Origin of the sequence: Actinacidiphila oryziradicis, from assembly GCF_005047355.1 — a bacterium.
GTDB lineage: Bacteria > Actinomycetota > Actinomycetes > Streptomycetales > Streptomycetaceae > Actinacidiphila > Actinacidiphila oryziradicis.
In genome coordinates this window covers 1-23,446 of the sequence record NZ_SUMC01000006.1, presented here as the reverse complement: position 1 = coordinate 23,446, position 23,446 = coordinate 1, and the positions used below count along the sequence as shown (strand labels likewise).

At 70.8% G+C, this 23,446-nt stretch carries 22 protein-coding genes and 2 pseudogenes; 9 read left to right on the top strand and 15 right to left on the bottom strand.

Going from position 1 to position 23,446, the window contains the following annotated elements:
• Window positions 1-148: 148 nt before the first annotated feature.
• The 6 genes from FCI23_RS08400 to FCI23_RS56225 form a co-directional block, all read right to left on the bottom strand.
• The gene (locus FCI23_RS08400; RefSeq protein ID WP_136722846.1) at window positions 149-1,864 is read right to left on the bottom strand and encodes a dipeptide ABC transporter ATP-binding protein; all 1,716 of its coding nucleotides are present in this window, start codon (window positions 1,862-1,864) and stop codon (window positions 149-151) included.
• Window positions 1,864-2,775, bottom strand: a complete 912-nt coding sequence (locus tag FCI23_RS08395; RefSeq protein ID WP_136722845.1) for an ABC transporter permease — start codon at window positions 2,773-2,775, stop codon at window positions 1,864-1,866. Before FCI23_RS08395 ends, FCI23_RS08400 begins: the two co-directional genes overlap by 1 nt.
• A complete protein-coding gene (locus FCI23_RS08390; RefSeq protein ID WP_136722844.1) occupies window positions 2,772-3,734 on the bottom strand; it encodes an ABC transporter permease in 963 nt (320 codons plus the stop codon). The genes FCI23_RS08395 and FCI23_RS08390 overlap by 4 nt, the downstream gene beginning before the upstream one ends.
• A 1-nt stretch (window position 3,735) precedes the next feature.
• Window positions 3,736-5,346 (bottom strand): ABC transporter substrate-binding protein, encoded by a 1,611-nt coding sequence (locus tag FCI23_RS08385; protein WP_136722843.1) that lies wholly within the window; start codon window positions 5,344-5,346, stop codon window positions 3,736-3,738.
• Between the two features lie 192 nt (window positions 5,347-5,538).
• Entirely contained in the window at window positions 5,539-5,823 is a 285-nt protein-coding gene (locus FCI23_RS08380) for a DUF4190 domain-containing protein (protein ID WP_136722842.1), read from the bottom strand.
• Window positions 5,824-5,852: 29 nt separating this feature from the next.
• Window positions 5,853-6,008 (bottom strand): hypothetical protein, encoded by a 156-nt coding sequence (locus tag FCI23_RS56225; RefSeq protein ID WP_169316720.1) that lies wholly within the window; start codon window positions 6,006-6,008, stop codon window positions 5,853-5,855.
• A gap of 121 nt (window positions 6,009-6,129) precedes the next feature.
• Between FCI23_RS56225 and FCI23_RS08375 the strand changes: the two genes are divergently transcribed.
• A complete protein-coding gene (locus FCI23_RS08375; protein WP_136722841.1) occupies window positions 6,130-6,777 on the top strand; it encodes a TetR family transcriptional regulator in 648 nt (215 codons plus the stop codon).
• On the opposite strand, the gene FCI23_RS08370 is transcribed toward FCI23_RS08375, so the two are convergent.
• On the bottom strand, window positions 6,757-7,248 hold the full coding sequence (locus FCI23_RS08370) for a peroxiredoxin (protein ID WP_136722840.1): 492 nt from the start codon (window positions 7,246-7,248) through the stop codon (window positions 6,757-6,759). The genes FCI23_RS08375 and FCI23_RS08370 overlap by 21 nt on opposite strands.
• A 278-nt stretch (window positions 7,249-7,526) precedes the next feature.
• Between FCI23_RS08370 and FCI23_RS08360 the strand changes: the two genes are divergently transcribed.
• A complete protein-coding gene (locus tag FCI23_RS08360; RefSeq protein WP_246143591.1) occupies window positions 7,527-7,748 on the top strand; it encodes a hypothetical protein in 222 nt (73 codons plus the stop codon).
• On the opposite strand, the gene FCI23_RS08355 is transcribed toward FCI23_RS08360, so the two are convergent.
• On the bottom strand, window positions 7,732-8,229 hold the full coding sequence (locus FCI23_RS08355) for a GNAT family N-acetyltransferase (RefSeq protein ID WP_136722839.1): 498 nt from the start codon (window positions 8,227-8,229) through the stop codon (window positions 7,732-7,734). The genes FCI23_RS08360 and FCI23_RS08355 overlap by 17 nt on opposite strands.
• A 170-nt stretch (window positions 8,230-8,399) precedes the next feature.
• On the opposite strand from FCI23_RS08355, the gene FCI23_RS08350 reads away from it, so the two are divergent.
• Window positions 8,400-9,311 (top strand): YceI family protein, encoded by a 912-nt coding sequence (locus FCI23_RS08350; protein ID WP_136722838.1) that lies wholly within the window; start codon window positions 8,400-8,402, stop codon window positions 9,309-9,311.
• Between the two features lie 96 nt (window positions 9,312-9,407).
• On the opposite strand, the pseudogene FCI23_RS63620 reads toward FCI23_RS08350, so the two are convergent.
• The 5 genes and pseudogenes from FCI23_RS63620 to FCI23_RS08330 all read right to left on the bottom strand — a co-directional run.
• Window positions 9,408-9,589: pseudogene (locus tag FCI23_RS63620) on the bottom strand (hypothetical protein); the annotation flags it as partial.
• A gap of 3 nt (window positions 9,590-9,592) precedes the next feature.
• Window positions 9,593-10,045 (bottom strand): HD domain-containing protein, encoded by a 453-nt coding sequence (locus FCI23_RS08345; RefSeq protein WP_136722837.1) that lies wholly within the window; start codon window positions 10,043-10,045, stop codon window positions 9,593-9,595.
• A gap of 106 nt (window positions 10,046-10,151) precedes the next feature.
• A complete protein-coding gene (locus tag FCI23_RS08340) occupies window positions 10,152-10,937 on the bottom strand; it encodes a VOC family protein (RefSeq protein WP_136722836.1) in 786 nt (261 codons plus the stop codon).
• A gap of 70 nt (window positions 10,938-11,007) precedes the next feature.
• Window positions 11,008-13,020 (bottom strand): ArnT family glycosyltransferase, encoded by a 2,013-nt coding sequence (locus tag FCI23_RS08335; RefSeq protein WP_136722835.1) that lies wholly within the window; start codon window positions 13,018-13,020, stop codon window positions 11,008-11,010.
• A 96-nt stretch (window positions 13,021-13,116) separates the two neighbouring features.
• The gene (locus tag FCI23_RS08330) at window positions 13,117-14,211 is read right to left on the bottom strand and encodes a damage-control phosphatase ARMT1 family protein (protein WP_136722834.1); all 1,095 of its coding nucleotides are present in this window, start codon (window positions 14,209-14,211) and stop codon (window positions 13,117-13,119) included.
• A 100-nt stretch (window positions 14,212-14,311) separates the two neighbouring features.
• Between FCI23_RS08330 and FCI23_RS08325 the strand changes: the two genes are divergently transcribed.
• Window positions 14,312-15,085 (top strand): SDR family oxidoreductase, encoded by a 774-nt coding sequence (locus FCI23_RS08325; protein WP_136722833.1) that lies wholly within the window; start codon window positions 14,312-14,314, stop codon window positions 15,083-15,085.
• Window positions 15,086-15,212: 127 nt separating this feature from the next.
• On the opposite strand, the gene FCI23_RS08320 is transcribed toward FCI23_RS08325, so the two are convergent.
• Window positions 15,213-16,577: a M1 family metallopeptidase gene (locus FCI23_RS08320; RefSeq protein ID WP_136722832.1), complete on the bottom strand. Its 1,365-nt coding sequence runs from the start codon at window positions 16,575-16,577 to the stop codon at window positions 15,213-15,215.
• A complete protein-coding gene (locus FCI23_RS08315; protein ID WP_136722831.1) occupies window positions 16,574-20,455 on the bottom strand; it encodes a Pls/PosA family non-ribosomal peptide synthetase in 3,882 nt (1,293 codons plus the stop codon). The genes FCI23_RS08320 and FCI23_RS08315 overlap by 4 nt, the downstream gene beginning before the upstream one ends.
• A 208-nt stretch (window positions 20,456-20,663) precedes the next feature.
• On the opposite strand from FCI23_RS08315, the pseudogene FCI23_RS08310 reads away from it, so the two are divergent.
• From FCI23_RS08310 to FCI23_RS08290, 5 genes and pseudogenes are all read left to right on the top strand, one after another.
• Window positions 20,664-21,152 (top strand): annotated as a pseudogene (locus FCI23_RS08310) (transcriptional regulator); the annotation flags it as partial.
• 367 nt (window positions 21,153-21,519) lie between these two features.
• Window positions 21,520-21,972 (top strand): hypothetical protein, encoded by a 453-nt coding sequence (locus tag FCI23_RS08305; RefSeq protein WP_136722830.1) that lies wholly within the window; start codon window positions 21,520-21,522, stop codon window positions 21,970-21,972.
• Entirely contained in the window at window positions 21,969-22,223 is a 255-nt protein-coding gene (locus FCI23_RS08300; protein ID WP_246143531.1) for a hypothetical protein, read from the top strand. Before FCI23_RS08305 ends, FCI23_RS08300 begins: the two co-directional genes overlap by 4 nt.
• Window positions 22,220-22,462: a DUF7848 domain-containing protein gene (locus tag FCI23_RS08295; RefSeq protein ID WP_136722829.1), complete on the top strand. Its 243-nt coding sequence runs from the start codon at window positions 22,220-22,222 to the stop codon at window positions 22,460-22,462. Before FCI23_RS08300 ends, FCI23_RS08295 begins: the two co-directional genes overlap by 4 nt.
• A 325-nt stretch (window positions 22,463-22,787) precedes the next feature.
• Window positions 22,788-23,408, top strand: coding sequence for a class I SAM-dependent methyltransferase (locus FCI23_RS08290; protein ID WP_136722828.1), 621 nt, complete (start codon window positions 22,788-22,790; stop codon window positions 23,406-23,408).
• The last annotated feature ends 38 nt before the right edge of the window (window positions 23,409-23,446 follow it).

Genomic DNA, 23,446 nt, shown 5'->3' with positions numbered 1-23,446 from the left:
CGGGCAACCTGCCGCGCCGGTCCGGCCGGACAAACCCAGCCCGTCCGGCGTTTGTGGGGGCACCTCCCGGCCGAAGGCTGGGGGAGGATCGGTGCCCACTGCGGGCCGGGCGGGGCCGGGCCGCGCCGGGGGCGTCCGGTACAGCCGGTCATGCCGCGCGCCAAGCGCGTACGCGGTGGCCGTCGCCAAGGTCGGTCCAGGCCGTCGCGCCGGGCTCCATGTCCTGCCAGCCGTCGTCCACCGCGGCAGCGGGCACCGCGTCGGGGTCGGGTTCGAGGACGGCGGCCAGGAGGCGGCGGGTGTAGGGGTGGCCGGGGGCGGCGAAGACGGAGTCGGTGGGGCCCTCTTCGACGACGACGCCGTGTCGCAGGACCATGACACGGTCGGCGATGCCGCGGACTACGGCGAGGTCGTGGCTGATGAAGAGGCAGGCGAGCCGGCGCTCCCGGCGGAGGTCGTCGAGGAGGCGGAGCACCTCGGCCTGGACGGAGACGTCGAGGGCGGTGGTGATCTCGTCGGCGATGAGGACGTCGGGTTCGCCGGCCAGTGCGCGGGCGATGCCGATGCGCTGGCGCTGGCCGCCGGAGAGCTGGGCGGGGAGGCGGTCGGCGAGGTCGGGGTCGAGGTGTACGTCGGCGATGAGCTGTCGGGCGCGGGCGGCCGCGCCATCGCGCGGGATGGCGCCGAAGAGGCGCAGGGGGCGGCGGACGGCGTCGCCGACTGAGCGGCGGGGGTTGAGGGAGGTGTCGGCGTTCTGGAAGACGAGCTGGACCTTGCGCCGCAGGCCGGGCGGCCGCTTGTGGGAGGGGCGGGTGAGGTCGCCGGTGCCGTCGCCGTCCTCGTGGGTCATCGTGCCGCCGGAGGGGACGCGCAGCCCGGCCAGGGACCAGGCCAGCGTGGATTTGCCGCTGCCGGACTCGCCGACGAGGGCAAGGACTTCGCCGCGCCGGACCTGGAAGGAGACCCCGTCGACGGCGCGGCTGGCGCCGTAGTCGATGGTGACGTCGCGCACGGTGAGCGTACCGGCGGCGTCGGCGGGCACGGTGGCTTTGGGCCGTACCTCACGGGTACCGTCCTCGCCGATGACGGCCAGACCGGAGTCCGCGAGCCGGGGGATGCTGGCCAGCAGCCGGCGGGTGTAGCTCTCGGCGGGAGCGGCGAAGAGCTGCCGGGTGGGGGCGCTTTCGATGACGCGCCCGGCTCGCAGCACCATGATCTCGTCGGCCATCCGCGCGACGACGCCGAGGTCGTGGCTGACCAGGACGGCGGCCAGGCCGAGTTCGTCGCGCAAGGCGCTGATCAGGTCGAGGACGCTGCGCTGGGTGACGACGTCGAGTCCGGTGGTGGGCTCGTCCAGGACCAGGACCTGGGGGCGGGCGGCGATGGCCATGGCGATGGCGACGCGTTGCTGCTGGCCGCCGGAGAGCTCGTGCGGGTAGCGGCGGGCGAGTTCGGCGGGGTTCGGCAGGCGGACCTGTTCCAGGAGGTCGGTCACGGCCGCACCGTCGCGTATCGCCTCGGCGATCTGGCGGCCGATCCGCATGGACGGGGTGAGGGTGTGCCCGGCGTTCTGGGCGACCATGGCGACGGTGCCGCCGCGCAGCCGCCGTAGTTCGCGGGGCGGGAGCGTGAAGACGTCCTGCCCGGCGACGTGTACGGTCCCGGCGGTGAGCCGCGATCCGTGCCGGAGATGGCCCAGGAGCGTCGCGGCGATGGTGGATTTGCCGCTGCCGGACTCGCCGACGAGGGCGAGGGTCTGTCCCGGGAGCACCTTGAGGCTGACGTCCTGGACGACGGGGATGTCGTGTCCGCCGGAGCGGTAGGCGACGCCCAGGGCGTCGATGGAGACGATCGGCTCGGTCATCAGGAGCCCTCCCGGATCCGGTCCACGCCCCAGGCCTTGGAAAGGCCGTCGGCTGCGAGGTTGAGCCCGACCACGAGGGTGGCGAGGGCGATGATGGGGGCGAGGCTGGCCATGGGGACGACGGTGATCGCGGTGCGGTTCTCCGAGACCATCAGCCCCCAGTCGGGGGTCGGCGGGTTGGCGCCGAAGCCGAGGAAGGACAGCGAGCTGATGAGGAGGACGACCCAGGAGGCGCGCATCGCGAACTCGACGCACACCACGTCGGTGATGTTCGGCAGCACCTCGCGCCAGAGGATGGTCCAGGTGCGCTCCCCCCGGGCGCGGGCGGCGGTGACGTAGTCGTTGGGGACGACGGCCAGGGCCGCGCCGCGTACGACCCGGACCACCTGGGGTGCGAAGACGACGGTGGCGGCGAGGACGATGACGCTGAATCCCGCGCCGAGGACACCGACGATCACCAGCAGGGCGAGGATCGACGGTACGGCGAGTACCGCGTCCAGCACCCGGCCCAGCACCTCGTCCAGCCAGCCGCCGCGCAGCGCGGCGACACAGCCGAGCACGGTGCCGACGGCGAGGGCGAGCACGGTCGCGGTGATCGAGACGCCGAGTGCGTACCGGCCGCCGTACAGCACGCGGGTGAGGACGTCGCGGCCGTACATGTCGGTGCCGGCCCAGTGCGACCAGCTCGGGCCGACAAGCGCGTGCGAGGCGTCGTTGGCGGTCGGCGAGTAGGACGTGAGCAGTGGCGCGAGCAGGGCGACGACTATGTGGATGGCGACGATCGCGAGCCCGATGGAGGCGGCCCGCGAGGAGCGTACGGTGCGCCAGGTGCGGGCCGCGAGGCCTGTGCGGCCCGGTGTGGCCGGGGCGGGCGCCGGCACGGCCTCGGCGGGGGTGTCGAGAGTGCTCATCGGGTCCTCCTCCCTCCTCGGGTGCGGAGCTTCGGGTTGAGGGCCATGGACCCCAGGTCGGCGGCGAGGTTGCAGACGACGTAGACAACAGCGCTGATCAGGGCGATGGCCTGGAGTACGGGCAGATCGCGGTTCTGGACGGAGGAGAGCATCAGCTTGCCGATTCCCGGGTAGTTGAAGACGTTCTCGACGACGGCGACCCCGCCGACCAGCCAGGCGACATTGAGCGCTATGACATGCAGGGTGGGCAGCAGTGCGCTGGGCAGCGCGTGCCGGGTGACGACCCGCCAGCCGCTGACGCCCTTGAGCCGGGCCGTGGTGACGTATTCGCTGGCCATGACGTCGATGACCGAGGTACGGGCCATCCGGATGATGTATGCGGCCATGACGACGGCGAGCGCGATGGCGGGCAGCCAGATGGCGGGCAGGAGCTGGCTGACGGTGGCATCGGGACCGTAGAGCACCACCGCGGGCAGAACGGGCACGGTGACCGAGAAGACGAGGACGAGCAGGGTCGCCACCACGAACTCGGGGATGCTCATGCCGACCAGGCTGACGGTGGAGATGAGGGTGTCCGGCCAGCGGTCCCGGTACAGCCCGGCGACGATGCCGAGCACCAGAGATCCAGTGACGGCGAAGAGCACGGTGACAATGGCGATCAGCAGGGAGTTGCGCAGGTACGTGCCGACTTCACTGCCGACGGGCTGGCTGGAGACGAGCGAGGTGCCGAAGTCGCCGTGCAGGGCGCCGCCGACCCAGTGCAGATAGCGCTCCCAGGCGGGCTGGTCGAGGTGGAGGGTCTTGCGCAGGGCCGCGACGGCGTCCGGGGTGGCGTCCTTGCCGAGGATCTGGGTGGCGACGTCGCCGGGCAGGGCCTGGACGGCGAGGAAGACCAGGACTGAGGAGAGGACCAGGGTGCCGATGGCGGACAGGACGCGGCGTGCGATGAAGGTCAGCATCTCAGGCCCCCTTCAGGCCGATGCCGAGGTAGTCGAACTCGAATCCGCGCTCCGCGTAGCCGCGAACCTTCCGGGAGATGCCGACGAGCCGGTCGGCGAACATCGGGGTGATCTCGCCGCCGTCGGTCATGATCTTCTGCTGTGCCTCGGCGTAGAGGTCACGGCGGCGGGTGTCGTCGGTCTCCCGGCGGGCGCGGTCGATGAGCGCGTCGAAGCTCTTGTCCGACCAGGCGGTCTCGTTGTAGGAACTGCCGCTGCGGAAGATCTGGTTGAGCAGCTGGTCGACGGGCCGGCCGGTGTACCAGTAGCTGGTCATGAGCGGCTTCTTCATCCAGATCTGGGTGTAGTAGGAGTCCGCGGATGCGGTCTTGACGCGGATGTTGATGCCGGCCCGCTTGGCGGAGTCCTGGTAGGCCAGCGCCATTGGGGTGAGGATCGGGTCGTACGAGGAGGTGTAGAGGTCGACCGCCAGACCCTCGTGGCCGGCCTGTTTGAGCAGGCTGCGGGCCTTGTCGGGGTCGTGGGTGGGGTGCTGGGCGACGTAGTACGGGTCGTTGGGCGGGACGGGGTTGTCCCAGCCCGCGGAACCGGCGTCCTGGAGGGCGACCTTGAGGACGTACTCGGGGTCGTAGGCGAGCTTCATGGCCTGCCGGACCCGTACGTCGTTGAACGGCTTGTCGGTGGTGAGCATCGGCAGCACGTACCACTGGGCGTTCTTCACGCGGGCGATGGTGGCCCGGTCGGAGGCTGCGACAACGCGGGCGGTGGCGAAGTCCAGGTTGGTCTGGGAGATCAGATGGACCTGGCCGGCGAGCAGTGCGTTGGAGCGGGCCTGGGTGTCGGCGACCGAGTAGAAATCGATGGCGTCGAGCACCGGCCGGCCCTGCCAGTGGTCGGCGTACGCGGTGACGCGGCCGGCGCCCGCCGGGGTGAAGGAGACCAGCTTGAAGGGGCCGGTGCCGATTCCGGTGCGGCCGATGGAGGTGCCGCTGCCATTGGGGATGACGTAGCAGTTGTAGTGCGTGAGCAGGCTCGGGAATTCGGCGTTGGGGGTCTTCAGCGGGACGACGAGGGTGTGCGCGTCGGGGGTGCGGAGAGTCTTGGGGTCCACGAGCGGGGCGAGCACGGCGGCCTGTGGGGACGCGGTCTTGGCATCGAGGATGTGGCGCAGGGTGTAGGCGGCGTCGGCGGAGGTGAAGGCCCGTCCGTCGTGGAAAGTGACGCCGCGCCGGAGGTGGAAGGTCCAGGTGATGGCCTTCGCGTCGGGTTCCCAGGACTCGGCGAGGTCGGCGGCGAGGTTTCCGTCGGAGCCGACCCGCACCAGCCGGTTGTAGAGCGCGCCCAGGTATTCGTACGCGGACAGTGAGCTCGCCGAGTCGAGGTTCTCGGCGTCCGAGGCCGGCGGGCGGGCGATCTTCAGGGTGCCGCCGCTGCTGGGCTTTCCGGCGAGCGCCACTGTCGGGATCGCGTTGGCGGCGGTGCCGCCGTTCGTACCCGAGCAGCCGGTGAGCAGCCAGGAGGCGCCGAGTGCGCCGCCGCCGGCTGCCGTGGCGGCCAGGAGCGACCGCCGTGGGATCCCGCCGGGGTGTCTCCGGTGGGAGGTGTCGGACATGTCCGGCCGCCCTTCTCGCTATTCGTTCAGCGGAACGATTGAGTGAAGTGCGTGAACGATAGCTAAGCGCCGAGTGGGCGCCAACCCCCCGACAACGGAAATTAACCCGCGAAACGCAGTCGTTACCGCGGCGGCCGAACGCCGAGAGGGCTCCACCCGGCTGGGTGGAGCCCTCTCGGCGGTTACATATGACTACATGCCGAACGGCCAGAGGACGCCCTTGTTGAGGGTCATCAGTGCGACAAGGACCAGCAGGTCGGCCACGCCCAGGACGATACCCAGGACCGCGCGGGCGGGGCGGTCGGTGTCCCGGATGAGCGAAACGAAGCCCAGGCCCAGGGCGAACGGCCCGAGGACGACATTGAAGACAAGCAGGCCGAGGAGGCCGAGGATGAAGGAGGCGACAGCCATGCCGTCGGCGCCGTCCGGGCGGGCCGTCGACTGCGCGCGGTCACTGGTGGATGCGTGGATGGTCATGGTTCGGGCTCTCCTGTGCGGTGGTGGGGTCAGCGATTCCGGGTACGGGAGACGCGCTCGCGGACGGAGAAGGCGATCAGCCAGCCGCAGACGACAACGACGGCGACGAGGAAGAACGGGGATCCGGAGTACGAGGCGGCACCGAGGAGGGTGGCCAGGCCTACGAGAAGGACCAGGAGGCTCATGTGAGGCCTTTCGGGACGGGCCTGCGGGACGAGTTGAGTGAACAACTGTAGGAACAGTCGTTCACTGACTCCGTCATCCTAACGTTCGCGCGTTTCAGCGAACGGCTGTTTACTGGATGACATGAGTCACACCCTCGGAGCACGCCAGGCCCAGAAGCAACAGACCCGCCAAGCCCTTCTGAACGCCGGTCTGGCCCTGCTCGAAGACCAGAGTCTGAGCAGCCTGGGCCTGCGCGAGGTCACCCGGGCGGTGGGCGTGGCCCCGGCCGGCTTCTACCGGCACTTCCGCGACATGGGGGATCTCGGTGTCGCGCTGGTCGAGGAGTCCCTGGGGAGCCTGCACTCGATGATCAAGGCCGTCCTGGCCGAGCAGGACGGCGCCGAGCGGATGATCGACCGCACAATCCAGCTGATCGCCCGCCATGTGAGCGAGCACCGTGCGCACTTCCGCTTCATCGCACGGGAACGGCACGGTGGTGTGCGGGTGGTACGTGACTCGATAGCCGCCGAATTCGGGCTGTTCGCCCAGGAGGTGGCCGCCGCCCTCGGCGCCCAGCCCGTATCGGAGGGCTGGAGCCCTGAGGACATGAGGATGCTCGCCGAGACATATGTCGACCTCATGGTCACGACGGCCACGGCCTTCATGGAGGCCGCGGCGGACGACCCCGGCACCGAGGACCGGATCGCACACCGGGCCCGCAGTCAGCTACGGCTGATATACCTCGGCCGGCTTCAGTGGCTTGCCGCCTCAGGCCCTTCCGGCGATTGACGAGAGCTGCTGAGTGAGGGTGTCGGTGTTCTGGAACGTCAGCCCTGCCAGGGCGACATGCTTCCAGCTCACGGATCCGTCGGCGTCGAGAATGAAGACCGAACGCCGCAGTCCGAGGCCCATGATGGCGATGCCGTACGCCTTCGCCACCGCACGGTCGGTGTCGGCGAGCAGCGGGAATCCGAGGTCGTACTTGCGGGCGAAGGCCTCGTGGCTGTCGAGGTCCTGCGGGCTGATGCCCCAGACTGTGGCGCCGAGATCCTTGAAACGGTCCAGGTCAGAGGTGTATGAGCAGAGCTGCTTGGTGCACACGGCGGTGTCGTCACCGGGGTAGAAGACCAGGACCAGCGGATTGCCTCGCTGCTCGGAGAGCGTGTAACTGCCTCGTGTGACTTCGCCGTCGGAGCCGAGGACCAGACCGGGCAGTGTGAAGTCGGGGGCTGTGGTGCCGGCCTCGGGAGTCTTGGCCATGAGCAATTCCTTGGATCGGGGGCTGAGCAGGAAGGGCAGCAGTCGTTCCGCGGATCGGCCCCGGCGCCCGTGTCGGAGGCTTCACAGTTGACGTACTCCCCAGTCTAAGGGCCGGGGACTCCTGCCACGGTCTTGTGACCGTCTGGGCGGCTTCCTGCTTCAACGCGCTGTGCCGGGACTTTCGTCCTGGTCTTACCTGCGCTCTGTGAGGCGTTTAGCCTGTCCGCCCGTCCGGCGGCCAGGACGCGCCCAGCGAGCAGACCATCTTCCAGCGCTGCATGGCCCGCGCCCGACACCTCGCGGCCCGCACCGGCGCGGTCGCCGTGATCGTCTCGCACCGCTTTTCGGCCGTGCCGGACGCCGACTTGATCCTCGTCCTGGACAAGGGACGGATTGTCGAGTCGGGCAGCCACAGCGCGCTGTTGGCCTCCGGCGGGCGGTACGCGGATCTGTACGGCATCCAGGCCACGGCGTACGGAGCGGCTACGCCGAGCGGTTGATCGCGTAAATGGTGATGGGGTTGCCGAAGAGCACGTCCTCGCGGCGCGGCGCGAAGCCGAGGCGTTCGGCGACTTGCACCGACGGGGTGTTCCCGGGCCGGATCATGGCCGTGATGTAACCGAGGTCCAGATTCGCGAAACCCCAGGCGACGGCTGCGCGGCCGGCCTCGGTGGCGTAGCCGTGCCCCCAGCTCTCCGCGCGGAAGGTCCAGCCGGTCTCGACCTCACCGAACTGCTCCCAGTACTTCAGACCTGAACGGCCGATGAATTCTCCGGTCGACTTCAGCTCCACGGCGCACAGGCCGTGGCCCCGGGTCTTCCACTGCTCCTCGATCGCGTCGAGCCGCTCCAGGGTCTCGGCGCGGGTGGGGGAACCGACGAAGCGGTTCACCCGTTCGTCCTGGTGGAGTTCGTAGAGCGCGTCCGCGTCGTCCAGCGTGAGCGGGCGCAGCCGGAGGCGTTCGGTCTCGATGACTGTCACGGATCCGAGGGTAGCCGGGGTCGTGGCGCGGCGGCCCGGTCTGGCCGGACGACAGAACCATGCGGGCCCGGCTGCCCACGGATTGACCGCGACTGGCGGCTGTACGACACAACCATCTAGGCTACTGAATCAAATATTCCTCTTTCGCAACTGGACAAAGGTGAGCGGCAATGGGTTTCGCGCTACTGCGGCGCAGTCGGTCGAAGAGCAGCGGCATCGACGGAGCGATGGTGCCACCTATCGTCCCCGGTGCGGGCCTTGTGAGCTGCCAGGTCGTGGACCCCATCGGCCACCCAATGGGCGGCGCCGAGATCACGGTGACCGAAATGGGCAGCGCCCGCACCTTGGTGAAGTGCACCAGCGACCCGTACGGCACCTTCCTGGCAACCCTTCCGCCCGGCCAGTACACCGTACTGATCACCGCTGACAGCCTCCAGCCCTATCGCGGCACCGTCGAGATAGCGGAGGGGCTCCAGTCCCCCATTGGCCGGGTGCAGTTGGCCCCGTCCCCGCAGCAGCAGCTGCCCGCACCCGGGACCTGGCTCTTCGACCCGCCGCACACCGCGATCCGGTTCATCGCCAAGCATGTCGGGATGGCCAATGTGCACGGCCGGTTCGAGAAGTTCAACGGCGGTATCTTCATCGCCGAGCGTATGGAGGACTCGCATGTCGAGGTCACCATCGACGCAGCCAGCATCACCACCGGCAACAAGACGCGTGACAACCACCTGCGTTCCGCAGACTTCCTCGATGTCGACAACTACCCCTTCGTCCGCTTCGCCAGCGACCGCTTTGTGCATCGCAACGGCTCCAAGTGGGCCGTCCAGGGCCACCTGACCATGCACGGCGTCAGCCGTTCCGTCGCGCTGGACACCACCTATCTCGGGATCGCCAACGGCGGTTACGAGGAGGAGCTGCGGTGCGCGGCGCTGGCCAAGACCGAGCTGCACCGCGAGGACTACACGCTGAACTGGCGGAACATGCTGGCCCGCGGCATAGCCATCGTCGGTCCGACGATCCAGCTGGAGATCGACATCCAGGCGATGTTCCAGAACCACGACACGCCGACTCCCCCGGAATAGACCTTCCTCGGCCCGCCAGTGACTGCGTGCCAGTTGATCCCGGATCAGTGGTCAGCCCCCCGTTGGGCTCCGTCCGGGCGGGGTCTTCCCTCGGTGTTACGACGCCGCTGCCGCTTTCGCCTCGTGCGGGTGCCGCACACCTTCTTGCAGCGTCCCGTCCTGCTGCTCGAACCGGGAGAGCGCCAGCCCGAGCACGAAGAGGGTGGGGCCCATTCGCCGACGAAGATGCCCCATCGGTCGGCGCGGGCGACTGCGGCGTTCTGTTCGGCGTTGAGCGATGCTCAGCCCGGTGTGGGCAGTTCGAGGAGTCCTCGGATGTGGGCGTACTTGGCTGTCAGCCGGTCCCGGGCGGCCGGGGACAGGAGGGCCAGGCGGCGGGGGTCCGACTGGTGGGCGAGGTCGGACTCCTTGACCAGCAGCGCACCGGGGGTGGCCAGTATGCGGGCGGCGTACTCCTCCAGCGGCTCCCCCGGGCGCTCGATCAGGGCCCGGATCATGTCCTTGACGGACTGGGGCAGGGCGGCGCCCGCGAGCCACTGCTCGGAGAGCACACCGTCCTCGACGGCTTCATGCAGCCATGCGGCGGCGATCTGCTCGTAGGATCCGCCGCGATCGGCCACTCCCATGACGACCGCGCCCAGATGCTCGGTGTAGGGCCGGCCCGCCTCGTCGACCTGTGCGGCGTGGGCGAGGCGGGCCAGCGCCTCCACCTGAACCAAGGTCATCCCGTGCATATCCGCAGCCTACGGTCTGTACGGGAGGTGTCCCCAACACCGGACCGGCCCTTCGGCCCCGATCGCCGGACGGGCCCGGGGAGCCCCCGGCGGCTGAGCGCGGCCGTCAGGGCACGGCAGGGTGGAGAACCGCGAATACCGCTCCCTGTGAGTCCGCGAGCTGGGCGAGGCGGCCGACGCCTTCCAGATCGTCGGCGGGGAAGATGACGGAGCCGCCGAGCTGCCGCGTCTTCTCAACGACCGCGTCGACGTCGGTCACGGCGAAGTACGGGTGCCAGTGCACGGTCGCACCGGCGGCGATGTGCTCGTCATTGAGCTGGACCATGCCGCCGAAGGAGCCTTCCTGCCCGCCGCCGGACGTCGACAACACGATGTAGGTGCCGCCGGGGAAGGACGCATCCTCGGCGTCCCAGTCGAAGACCGACTTGTAGAAGCCGCGGGCCCTGGTGACGTCCGTGGTGTGGAGCTCGGTCCAGCACAGCGAGCCCGGTTCGCCGACCTTCTCCAGGCCCTTGTTGTCACCGGGCTGCCACACCGCGAACTCCGCGCCGGCCGGGTCGGTGAAACCGGCCATCCGGCCGGCGGTGAAGACGTCGAACGGCTCCATGCGCACGGTGCCGCCTGCCCGTTCGACGAGTTTGACGGTGGTATCAGCGTCGGGCGTGTGGAAGTAGATCGTCCAGGCCGGGCGCGTGCCCTCCTGCGTCAGCGGGCCGACGGCGGCGACAGTCTTCCCATCGAGTTGGAACATGCCGTAGCCCCCCGCCTCGGGACCGGCCGACTGGAAGTCCCAGCCGAACAGCCCCGAGTAGAAGGCCACGGACACATCGATGTCACGGCTTCCCAGATCAAGCCAGTCGGGAGCGCCGGGGGCGTACTGAGTGGTGAGCATGACGGTCTCCTTTGACACATCTCTCGCGGTCATCCTCAGTCTTGCACCGGCCACTGACAGCCGCCGTTCGTCAGCTCACGGTGAGGTCGTAGACGGTCGTGCTGCCCACCGTCTTCTCGGTGTAGTGCGCGGCGACCCACGTGGTGATCTGGGCCGCGGTACCGCTGCCGCTTTTCGAACCCGAGGAGATGAAGTAGTGGATCCTGCCTTCCGTCACGTACTTCTCGAACTGTGCGAGGGTCGGGGCCGGGTCCGTGCCGTTGAAGCCGCCGATGGCCATGACCGGCTCGTCGGCCGCGAGCTGGTAGCTGGCGGCGGTGGTCGAACCCACGGTCGCGGCGGCCCAGGTGTAGTTCCCGGCGTCCGCCTGGAGCAGCTTGGTCATCGCGGAGCTGACGGTGACTCCGTTGAGCAGGGCCGCGGTGTTGCCGCCGCGTCCGACGCCTGCGCTGTTGTCACTCATGCCACCGGACGGGGGCTGCCCCGTCGTCGCCGTGCCGCCGCCCTGCGGGCGGGTCTGCTGGGACTGCTGGGACTGGCCCTGCGTCCTGCCCGGCGCATTGCCCTGCGAGGGTGCGCCGCCCGGGCCCCCGGCCCCGCCCCGGCCGCCTCCGCCGCCCATGCCGCCCATGCCGCCCCTGGTACTCGGGCCTGCTGTCGGCAGTGCGCCGCCGTGTGCGGTGGTCACGGTGGAGAGCGTGTACGCGAACGGCCCGGCGAGTGAGGCGGTCACCGCCAGCGCGACCGCCGCCAGCCGGAGCCGCCGGTCCAGACGCCCTGCCCCCGCGATCCCCGCGGCGGCGACCAGCCCTGCGACCAGCACGGCCCAGCGCAGCCACGGGTAGTACCCCGAGACCCGGCCCAGCAGGACGTACGACCAGATCGCGGTCACCGCGACCGCGCCGCCCAGCACCGAGGAGGCGGCGATGCTGCCCCTGCGCTGCCAGAGGGCACCGGCGCCCATGCCGACGACCGCCGCGATATAGGGGGCGATCGCGATGGTGTAGTACGCGTGGAAGATCCCGCTCATGAAGTCGAACACAGCCAGCGTGCAGAACAGCGAACCGCCCCACACAAGCAGCGCCGAACGCTCGCCCTTGCGGGTCAGCCAGACTCCGGCGGCCAGCAGAACCACCGCGGCGGGCAGCAGCCAGGAAATCTCGCCGCCCATCTCGGTGGTGAACATCCGGAAGATCCCGGTCGGGCTGGAGTTGCCGGTGGCGCCCAGGCTGCCGGTCTCATTGCCGGTGAGCCGCCCGAAGCCGTTGTAGCCGAAGGTCAGCGACAGGAAGCTGTTGTCCTGCGAGCCGCCGATGTAAGGGCGGGACGACGCCGGCCACAGCTCGACGATCGCGACCCACCAGCCGCCGGAGACGATGATCGTGCCCAGCGCGGCGGCGAGCTGCCACAGCCTGCGGCGCACCGTGGTCGGCGCGCACAGACCGTAGACCAGTGTGAGCGCCGGAAGGATCAGGAACGCCTGGAAGGTCTTGGTCAGGAAGCCGAAGCCGATGCAAGCACCGGCCAGCAGCAGCCACTTGGTGCGGGCCTGCTCCAGGGCGCGCTGCACGCAATACAGCGAGCACACCATGAGCAGTGTCAAGAGCGCCTCGGGGTTGTTGTAGCGGAACATCAGCGCCGCCACCGGGGTGAGCGCCAGTGCCGCCCCCGCGATCAGCCCGGCCCCCGGGCCGAAGCGGCGCCGTACCGCCTTGTACAGGACGCCCACCGCGGCGACGCCCATCAGCGCCTCCGGGATCAGCATCGCCCAGGAGTTCAGGCCGAAGACGCGCACCGAGAGGCCCATCGGCCAGAGCGAGGCCGGCGGCTTGTCCACGGTGATGAAGTTCGAGGAGTCGGAGGAGCCGAAGAAGAACGCCTTCCAGCTCTCGCTGCCCGCCTGCACTGCGGCTGAGTAGAAGGAGTTGGCCCAGCCCGAGGCGCTGAGATCCCAGAGGTAGAGGGCCAGAGTGCCGAGCAGCAGGCCGAGCACCGCCGGACGCACCCAGCGCGGGTCCCGGTCCGTCGTGGGCCGCGAAGGTGCCCCGGTGTCGCTACGCGGCGGGAGCGTCAGAGTTGTCATGCCGCCCACGGTGCCGGGCGGCCCTGTACGGACCGTGTGCTGCGGTTGTACACCGCCTGTGAGCGGTGATAAGCGGGCGGTAAAGGATGGCCGGGGTCAGACCTGGATCAGGGCGTGGGTGCCCGCGGTGCGCCAGGACTGTCCGCCCGCGTCCAGGGCGGCCACGGTCGCCTCGTCGAGGCCGACGACCACCTCGGACTTGAGGGTGCGCAGCGCGGCGACCGGCCCCGGGAAGTAGCCGGTGACGGTCGCGTAGGGCGTGGTGGCGGCCCAGTGGCGGTCGCAGACCAGACGACGGTAGTTGAGATCACCCTTCATGATCGTGAGCGTGGCCGAGCCGAAGTCCGCGCGCAGGTCGTCGGGCATGTCCTGGTACGGCAGCGGCGCACAGGAGAAGGGGTGGGCCCGGACGATGAAGCGGCCGTCGGCCATCGCCTGCCACAGCCGCTTGCCCGCCTCTCCCGCCCGCCTCAGACAAGCGATGACATCGGCGGGCGTGGCGTCGGACACGTAGTACGGATACGGCTTCACATGGAGCAGCACCTCCGACACCCGGTGCGCGGCCAGCAGTTGGTCGGCGAGCAGCAGGTCCGGCAGCAGTTCCGGTCCGGCGTTGTCCGCCACCACGCACAGCCTCCCCGGCGCGCCCCGGTCCAGGACCGCCCACAGGCCGGCGCTGTCGTCCGCGACCAGGCCCGTCACCCGCTCGCCGAGCCCCGCCTCCCCGGCGGAGATCCGGAAGCCCAGGTCCGCCCGGTTGCCCCACAGTGAGGCGTGCAGCAGCGCCTGCTCCTCGAGACCGGCCACCGGCGGGGCCAGCCCGTCCAGCTCGGCCGCCTTGAAGGGCGCGAAAGGATCGATGCCGCGCCACGGGCCCGGCCCGAAGTACCCGACCGCGTCGAGCAGCCTGCGGTAGAAGTAGCTCTCCGCCCACAGGAACGGCACCTCGTCCCACGGCCGGCCGACGTACTTCTCGCTGCCCCAGGCCTCCCACACTCCCCGGTCGGCGGCCCCCGGCGCCAGCGGCCCTATCGCCCCGTCAATCTCCCCGAGCAGAGCGTCCAGCGCTCCCCGCCGCCCGGGACCGTAGGGAGTGGCATCACGCACTCGTGCGATCAGGGCCGGATGCCGTTCGTGCAGCACACCCCAGGGGAACGAGCCGGGCACATTGCTCACGATGACGTCGGCCATGCCGGGGGCTCCTTACTGGACGCGGGCAGCGGCTCCATTATGTACAGGCATAGAGTTCGGTGAGGCCGAAGATCATCGATCCGCGGAGGAAGTGGGCGGCATGGACCTGGAACTCAAGGACAAGGTGGTGCTCGTCACCGGCGGCTCCGACGGGCTCGGAGCAGCGCTGGTCCGGCGGCTGGGCGCCGAAGGCGCGCGGGTGGCGCTGTGCGGGCGCCGCGCGGAGCGGGTCGAGGCGGTGGCGAAGGAACTGGCCGCGTCGGGCGCCGATGTCATCGGGGTCGCCGCTGATGTCACCAGGACCGCCGACCTGGAGCGGTTCATCGGCGCCGCCGTCGAGCGGTGGGGCCGGATCGACGCGCTCGTCAACAACGCGGGCCGCAGTGCGGCCGGACCCTTCGAGGCGCAGAGCGACGAGGTCTGGGAGGAGGACCTCCAGCTGAAGCTCCACGCCGCAGTGCGCGCGACCCGGCTCGTGCTGCCCCACCTGCGTGCCGCGGGCGGCGGTAGCGTCGTCAACACCCTTGCCGTATCGGCGAAGGCCCCGTCCGGTGGTTCCACCCCCACCTCCGTGTCGCGGGCGGCCGGGCTGGCGCTCACCAAGGCGCTCTCCAATGAGCTGGGCCCCGACAACATCCGCGTCAACGCCGTGCTCATCGGTCTCATCGAGAGCGGCCAGTGGGTCCGCAAGGCCGAGCAGCAGGGCATCGCCCTTGATGAGCTGTACGCTTCCCTGTCCTCCGGTGTCCCGCTCGGCCGCGTGGGGCGGGCGGAGGAGTTCGCCGACCTCGTCGCTTTCCTCCTCTCCGCGCGCGGCGCCTACCTCACCGGTACCGGCATCAACCTCGACGGCGGCATGTGCCCGGTCGTCTGACCGCCCGTGCCGGACAGGCCCTGGACCGCCCCATGAAGAGGCCGGTCCTCCGCCTAGCGATCGCACGCACCAGCCGCCGCGGGGCCCGCCCCTCCGGGCGGCCGGCGCTACTTGTCAGACAGGGCGCCTAGGGCAGCCTCGGCAGCTTCGTCTCGTACAGCCACGCCGTGAAGAGCCCGTCGAGCGGTCGCGGGCTGTGGCGCTGTGCGAGCGCCGTGAAGTCCTCGGTGGTCACCGTGCGGTGCTGGTGTGTCGCCGTCCACTCCCGCAGTACGGCGATGAAGGCGGCGTGCCCGATGACCGTACGCAGCGCGTGCAGGGTGAGCGCGCCTCGCTCGTAGACCCGGTCGTCGAAGATGCGCCGGACCCCCGGGTCGGCGACGCGGAGGTCCTGGCGGAGCAGGGCGAGCCGGGACCGTGACTTGGCGGCGAGGGAGGCGGCCGAGAGCCCGCCGGAGGCCTCGGACCAGAGCCATTCGGCGTATTTGGCGAAGCCCTCGTTGAGCCAGATGTGCCGCCAGTCGGCGACGGTCAGACTGTTGCCGAACCACTGGTGGGCCAGTTCGTGGGCGACCAGCCGCTCGGAGCCGCGGCGCCCGTCGACATGGTTGGCGCCGAAGACCGAGAGGCCGTGCGCCTCGACGGGCACCTCCAGGTCCTCGTCCACGACGACCACTCCGTACTCGTCGAAGGGGTAGGGGCCGAAGAAGTCCTGGAAGACGGTGAGCATCTGCGGCTGGCGGGCGAAGTCGTGGCGGAATCGGGCGAGCAGCCGTTGCGGGACGGCCGCCGGCTGGGGCACCGGGCCGCTGCTGCCCGCCTCGGTGAGCTCGTACGAGCCGATCTGGACGGTGGCGAGATAGCTGGGCATCGGCGCGCGCTGTTCGTACACCCAGGTCGTGGCGCCGGCACCGAAGGTGCGCGACTCCAGGGTGCCGTTGGCGACCACCGTGTAGGCAGAGGGCGCGGTCACCGAGATGCGGTAGGCGGCCTTGTCGGAGGGGTGGTCGTTGCAGGGGAACCAGGAGGGCGCGCCGATCGGCTGGCCGGCCACGAACGAGCCGTCCGTCAGCTCCTCCCAGCCGAGGTCGCCCCAGTCGCGGGTGCGGACCGGGTGCGGCGGGCCGACGTAGTGCACCTCGACGGTGAATTCCGCGCCGGCGGCCGGCGGCCGGGCCGGACGGATGTGCAGCTTGCCGTCGCGGTGGGTGTAGCGAGCGGCACGGACGCCGTCCACCAGGACGCGGTTGATCTTGAATGGGCCGAGGTCGAGGCTGAAGCCGGAGAGCGGCTGCTCGGCGACGGCGAAGAGCTTCGCCCGTCCGGTGAGCCGTCCGCTGTGCGGGCGGTAGTCAAGCTCGAGGTCGTACTGGACCGTCCGGTAACCGCCGTTGCCGTGCGCGGGCAGGTAGGAGTCGGCGGACGTGACCGCGCCCGGGGCGGCTACGCCCGCCGTGGACGCCGCCGCCCGGCCGCGCTTCGCACTGCTCACCCTGTTATGTCCTCCGTCCGCCACGCCGTGATGGGGTTGCCGAGCCAGCGGGTGCCGGCGGGCACACTCTCGCCGCGCATCACCAGCGACGCGGGGCCCACTGTGGTCCGGTCCCCGATCGTCGCGCCGGGCAGCACGATTCCGTGCGGACCCAGCGTAGATCCCTCCCCAAGGGTCACCGTGTCCATCCGCAGGATGCGGTCGTGGAAGAGGTGGGTCTGGACGACGCAGCCGCGGTTGACGCTCGCCCCGTCCCCGACCGTCACGAGGTCGGCCTCCGGCAGCCAGTACGTCTCGCACCACACGCCGCGCCCGATCCGTGCGCCCAGGCCGCGCAGCCACAGGCTCATCAGCGGGGTGCCCGCGGTGGCCCCGGCCAGCCAGGGCACCGCGAGCACCTCGACAAAGGTGTCCGCGAGCTCGTTGCGCCACACGAACGATGACCACAGCGGATGCTCGACGGCCCGGAAGCGGCCGACGAGCAGCCACTTGGCGACAATCGTGAGTCCGCACGCCGGCACCCCGCCCGCGAGCAGCAGCGACCCGCCGCACAATACGGCCACGCCGGTGCCCAGCCGTCCGGCGAGCACCACGAAAGCGGCCAGCGCCAGCACCGCGAGGGCCGCGCCGCACATCACGGGCACGATCCGGCACAGCTCGACGGCCGCCCGCACCCACATCAGGCGCTTCGGCGGATCGAAGGTGCGGCTCTGGTCGCCCACCGCCACGGCCCGGGGCAGTTTCATCGGCGGCATGCCTAGGTAGGAACTGCCCGCCTTGGCGCCCTTGGGAGTGGCCGAGAGCACCCCGACCAGGCCGTTCTTCGGCACCGAACGGCCCGCGGCCGTCATCCCGGAGTTGCCGAGGAAGGCCCGCTTGCCGACCCGTGCGGCGGCGATCCGCAGCCAGCCGCCGCCCAGCTCGTACGACGCGATCATGGTGTCGTCGGCGAGGAACGCCCCGTCGCCGACGGTGGTCATCTTCGGCAGCGCCAGCACCGTCGACGCCTCCACCCGGCGGCCGACCTTCATGCCCAGCGCCCGCAGCCAGACGGGCGTGAAGAGGCTCGCGTACAGCGGGAAGAGGTGCACCCGCGCCATGTCCATCAGCCGCTCGGTCGCCCAGGCCTGCCAGGCGATCCGCCCGTGCACCGGGTGGTAGCCCTCGCGCAGGCCGATGCTGAGGAGCCGTACGCCGCACAGCACCAGCACGGCGTACGTCAGCATCGCCGCCAGTGTCGCGAACGGCACCGCCGTCAATGCGGCGGTCAGGGGTCCGGCCTCGCCCCGCACTGCCAGTGCCAGGACGAACAGCCCCGGCAGCATCGCCACCACGGGCAGCATGCTCAGCAGCAGCGAGGCGAGGCCGTAGGCCGCCGTCCACCGCTTCGTCACCGCCGGCCGGGCGTCCGGCCAGCGGTGCGCCGCTTTGCCGGCCCGCACAGCGGGGACCCCGGACCAGCGCTGGCCCGCCGGGACCGCGCCGGTGACGCCGGAGCCGGGGGCGATCTCGGCGCGCTTGCCGATCCGGGCGCCGGGGAAGAGGGTGCTGCGGGAGCCGACCGTGGCACCGGCCCCGATCCGGATGGTGCCGATGTGCAGCCGGTCGCCGTCGAGCCAGTGCCCGGAGAGGTCTACTTCCGGCTCGACCGCGCTGCCCTTGCCGAGCCTGAGCATGCCGGTCACCGGCGGCAGTGAGTGCAGGTCCACCCCGTCGCCGATGCGCACGCCGAGCGCCCGGGCGTAGTAGGTGAGCCAGACGCCGGCGAGGCTGGTCGCGCCGCTGAGCGCGGCCAGCTGCTCCACCGTCCACAGTCGCAGGTGGACGCCGCCGCCGCGCGGATACGTTCCCGGCCTGACGCCCCGCAGCAGCAGTCGTGCGCCGCCGGCCGCGATGGCGATCCGTCCGGCCGGGCTGGCGACGAACAGCCAGCCGGCCAGTACCCACCACCAGGACACGGCCGGCGCCCATGGGAACGTGGCTCCGAAGCCGCCCAGCACATTGCTGAGCGCTGCGGCCGCCACTCCCCAGCGCAGCCCGGCCACGGTGAGCAGCGGCAGCATCAGCAGGATCTGCGCGGCGCCGGTGCGGCGCGGGACCGGCCGGACCGTGCGCGCCTCGGCCGTGCCGCCGCTGAGCTCGTCGAGGCGGCGGGCGAGCGCGCCCAGCGTCTTGTGCCGGTAGACGTCGCTGACCGAGCCGCCGGCGAAGCGCCCGCGGATCAGGGTGAGGAGGTGTGCGGCGGCGAGGCTGCCGCCGCCGCTGGCGAAGAAGTCGGCGTCCGGGGAGGCGGCCGGGGTGCCGAGGATCTCGCCCCACCGCTCGGCGAGCCAGGCCTCGGTGGGGGTCAGTCCGGAAGCGGGGGCCTCGTGGGTGGGCAGCGGCCAGGGCAGCGCGGCCCGGTCGACCTTGCCGGAGGTGCGGGTGGGCAGCGTGTCGACCACGGCGAGCAATGGCACCAGCGCGGCTGGCAGCTCTTCGCGGAGCCGCTCCAGCGCGGCGTTCCGGTCGAAGGTTCCGTCATGGTCGGAGGTTCCTTCGCCCGGCACTATGTACCCGACGAGGATCTGGTTGCCGCCCCTGGTGGTGCGTACCGCCGCTGCCGCGCCTGCGACCTGCGGCAGTGCCCGCAGTGCGGCGTCGACCTCGCCGAGTTCGATCCGGCGGCCTCCCAGCTTGATCTGCTCGTCGGCGCGTCCGACGAAGAGCAGGCCCTCCGCCTCGGCCCGGACCAGGTCGCCGCTGCGGTAGGCGCGGGCCCAGCCCAGGGACGGCAGCGGCGCGTACTTCTCGGCGTCCTTGCCGGCGTCGAGGTAGCGGGCGAGGCCGACCCCGCCGATGACCAGCTCGCCGACCTCGCCGAAGGGCACCGTTTCGCCCCGGGTGTCGACGACGGCCAGGTCCCAGCCGTGCAGGGGCAGCCCGATCCGCACCGGGCCGTCGCCGGTCAGCCGGGCGGCGCAGGCGACGACGGTGGCCTCGGTGGGGCCGTAGGTGTTCCACACCTCGCGGCCGTCGACGGCCATCCGCTCGGCGAGCTCCGGCGGGCAGGCCTCGCCGCCGAAGATCAGCAGGCGTACGTCCTCCAGCGCCTCGGCGGGCCAGAGCGCGGCCAGCGTCGGCACCGTCGACACGACGGTGATCTTCCGCTCGACCAGCCAGGGGCCCAGGTCCGTACGGACCAGCGAGCGCGGCGCCGGAACGAGGCAGGCCCCGTACCGCCAGGCCAGCCACATCTCCTCGCAGGAGGCGTCGAAGGCGACCGAGAGCCCGGCCAGCACCCGGTCGCCGGGGCCGATCGGCTCCCCGGTGAGGAAGAGCCGGGCCTCGGCGTCCACGAATGCCGCCGCCGAGCGGTGGGTGACGGCCACGCCCTTGGGCTTGCCCGTCGATCCGGAGGTGAAGATGATCCACGCGTCGTCACCAGGCCCGGGCCGTCCGGGGGTACCCCGCGGTGTGCCGCACATGGTCAGCTCGCGCCCGGCGCCGAGCACCGCGCTCACCTGGGCCTCGGAGAAGACCAGCTCGGCCCGCTCGTCCGGGTCCTCTGCGTCGACGGGTACGTAGGCCGCGCCCGCCGCCAGTACCGCGAGGACCGCCACATAGAGGTCGGCGGTCCCGGACGGCACCCGTACGCCGACCCGGTCGCCGACGCCGACCCCGGCGGCGGCGAGCCGCTGCCGCAGCGCGTCGACCTCGGCCGTCAGCGCCTGGTAGCTCAGCCGCACGGTGCCGTCGTCGACGGCGGGTGCGTCCGGGTGACAGAGCGCCGTCGCGTCCAGGATGTCCAGCAGCGTCCGCTCGGGCGGCGCGCCCGGCGTCCGGAACAGGGCCGGCGGTCCGGCACGGAGCTCGACGGTCTCCAGCAGCGCGGTCATTCGCCGCTCCGCGCCTCGGAATGTTCATGGCCGGCCTGGAACGAACGCATCTGACATCCTCCGATGGTTGTGAACTGCACTCACCGGCTCCGTTGCCGCCGCATACGCGAACTGGGAGTTTACCCAGCGTTAACCGGCGGCGCCTGCTGACGGCAGAATTCCGTGCTCCCGGAACGCCGTCATGCCCGGTGAACGGGATGCCGGGGCACCCTCCCCCACCGGGGCCCGCGGGTTCCTGCACATGCGGGCCGCCGTCATCGCAGGCCGCGCCTCCAACGCGGACGCCGCGACCCTCCACCTCGCCGCCGCACGCCGGTTCGGCGACCGCGTACCGGAAGGCATCTACCGCGGAACCGCCTTCGGCCCGTCATCAGTGCGTATCCACGAAGTGTCGGTGACGGTCAGTCTCGGCAACGACCACCTGGGGCGCGCCCTGGACATCGCCCGGGGGTGGAAGCCGGACGACAACCTCCCCGCCGAGCGTCGCTCCGGCTTCTACATCGAACTGGCCCGCGCGCAGGTCTGGTCAGGCCGCGCCGATGACGCCTACGAGTCCTTGAAGGTCGCGCGCCGGATTGCCCCACAGCACACCCGCGGGCACCGGTGGGTTCGGGACGACATCGCCACGATCCGCCGACTGAAGCGTGCCGACCGTGAGGACCTGACGAACTTCGCCGAGTGGTGCCACGCCGGATAGTCCACACCGGCGAGTGACCCAGGTGACCCACGGTGGGTCACTTGTAGCCGTTGCGCGGGGCCACCATCTGGTTGTCCGCACCAACCAGACAGATGGGAACGGCGATGGCTGACGCAGCGCCCACGATCGAGGCCCCACCCCGAGACCCGGAGATCAGCATCGTCCGGCTCCACGGCGAGGCATGCTTCTGGTGTGGCGCTGCTTTGGGTGAGATGTTCCCGGCCGGCGCAGTCAAGACGCCGGTCTCCGGCGGGGAGCGCGTATGGCCGGTTGTCGCCTGCGTTCAGCACCAGGGCAGGAGCGTCTCGTGACTGCTGCCTACAGAGCTGGCGAACGCGTCCCATGCCACCCAACGGAAGCCCGCGCTATGACCACCACATCGACCAGTAACGCCGCCGCCGATTGGCTGGCTCAGGCTCAGCCCGACCCGGGCAGCATCCGTCAGCAGTGGGCGGCCTGCGGGCAGAGCCTGATCCTCCCCGGCCGCAACTGGGACGCCGTCGAACTCCCCGGCTTCGGAGCGGACTCCGCCCGGGCTGCCGCCGACCTCGGTATCACTGGCCCCGTCGCGCACCTCCCAGGTGCCGAGACCTTGTGGGTGTTCGTACCGCCCGGCACCGCCGCCTGGTGGCTCCCCGTGCCCGGCATCACCGCCTCCGGCAGCGGCTGGCATGTCCGCTCCCTGCTCCTCCCCGTCCCGGACCGTGTCGTGTCACCCGGGACCTACTGGATCACCCCGCCCGACGGCACCGGGCACCTCACCGACCCCATGCACTTGCACCGCGCCCTGGCCGCCCCCGGCGTGGCGGCGACCGGGTGAGCGCCTTCGAGGGGACCGTGTGGTCCGAGGGCGTGCCGCCGGTCGGGACATGGGTGCGGGACGCCAGACGGGAGTGCGACGCCGTCGTCATGGCGGCCGTCGGCACCTACGTCCAACTGCGCCCCGTCAAGGGCGGCACCGAATGGGACGCCAAGCCCAAGGACATCCGGCCCCTGACCGCGCGGGAAGAACTGAGCTCACGCATGTCGCTACGGGACACGGCTACGCGGCTGCGGGTGAATGGCCAGTGACCCGAGCACTGCTGCGGTTCGTGCCGTGGACGATCTCCCCCAACAGGGAGCCGGACGCCGAGCCGATCACCCACGCCATGCAGTGCACGGCGTGCGGAGAGAAGTCTCTGCCGTTCAAGGAGATCGAGCCCGCACAGTTATGGGCTCTCAAGCATGCCGGGCGCACCCGCCACCACACCTACCGGGAGATCATCACCCGGCCCTGGCGGGCCGTGCCGGCGGAAGGGGCCGCGCTATGACGTCCCACCGCGACTGGTGCCGCCGCCCCATGGCGGCGCCTTCGCTGTCCGCCCCGACGGTCGGTGGGTGTTCTTTGAGTGCAACCCGGCCGGCTCGTGGCAATTCATCTCGGCCGGAGGAGTCCACCGTGACCCCGGCGGGCCAGCGCGCATGGTACGGGGCACCAGACGGACCCGGATGGAACCTGCCCTCGAGGTCAGCTCCCCCGCCCCGGCCCTGGACCGCCGCCGCCCGCCCGCCCGCCCAGCGGCAAGGCCCGACGGCGGAAAAGGGCCGCAGAAAAAACGGGAGCGTCCTCCGCCGCGTCGGTGCGAGACTCGGGCGATGACCAAGTCATGGGTGATCAACGAACTGGCTTACGCGGGCCCCGAGCATCTCGATCCCGACTTCGTCGCCGGGTACGACAGGAAGCAGGGTGCCCCAGATCCAGCCGAGGATTTCGCCGTGCTCGAAGAACTCGGCCTGGACGAGTCAGCGACCGTCGTGGATCTCGCCGCCGGGACAGGGCAGTTCACGCTGGCCGCCGCACAGCGGTTCCGGCGAGTCGTGGCGGTGGATGTCTCCCCGGCGATGCAGTCCTTTCTCCGTGACAGGGCCGCGCAATCGGGGCTGGCGAACATCGAGTTCGTACGGGCCGGGTTCCTCAGCTACGAGCACACCGGGCAGCCGGCGGACGTGGTCCACACCCGGAACGCGCTCCACCAACTGCCCGACCTGTTCAAGGCGATCGCACTCGACCGCATCGCCCGGATCCTGCGCCCGCACGGCGTGCTGCGTCTGCGCGACCTGGTCTTCGACTTCCAACCGGCAGAGGCCGATGACGTCTTCGGCCGCTGGTTCGACGGCGCCGCCAAGGAGTCGGGTAGGTGCGGCGCATTACTGCGCCGCACCCCCCTCAGAACCGTACGGGCACGTTTCCGCGCATACGGCTCAAGCAAGTCCTGAAGGCATTCAGGCATACAGATTTACTGGCCCTCAGTCGC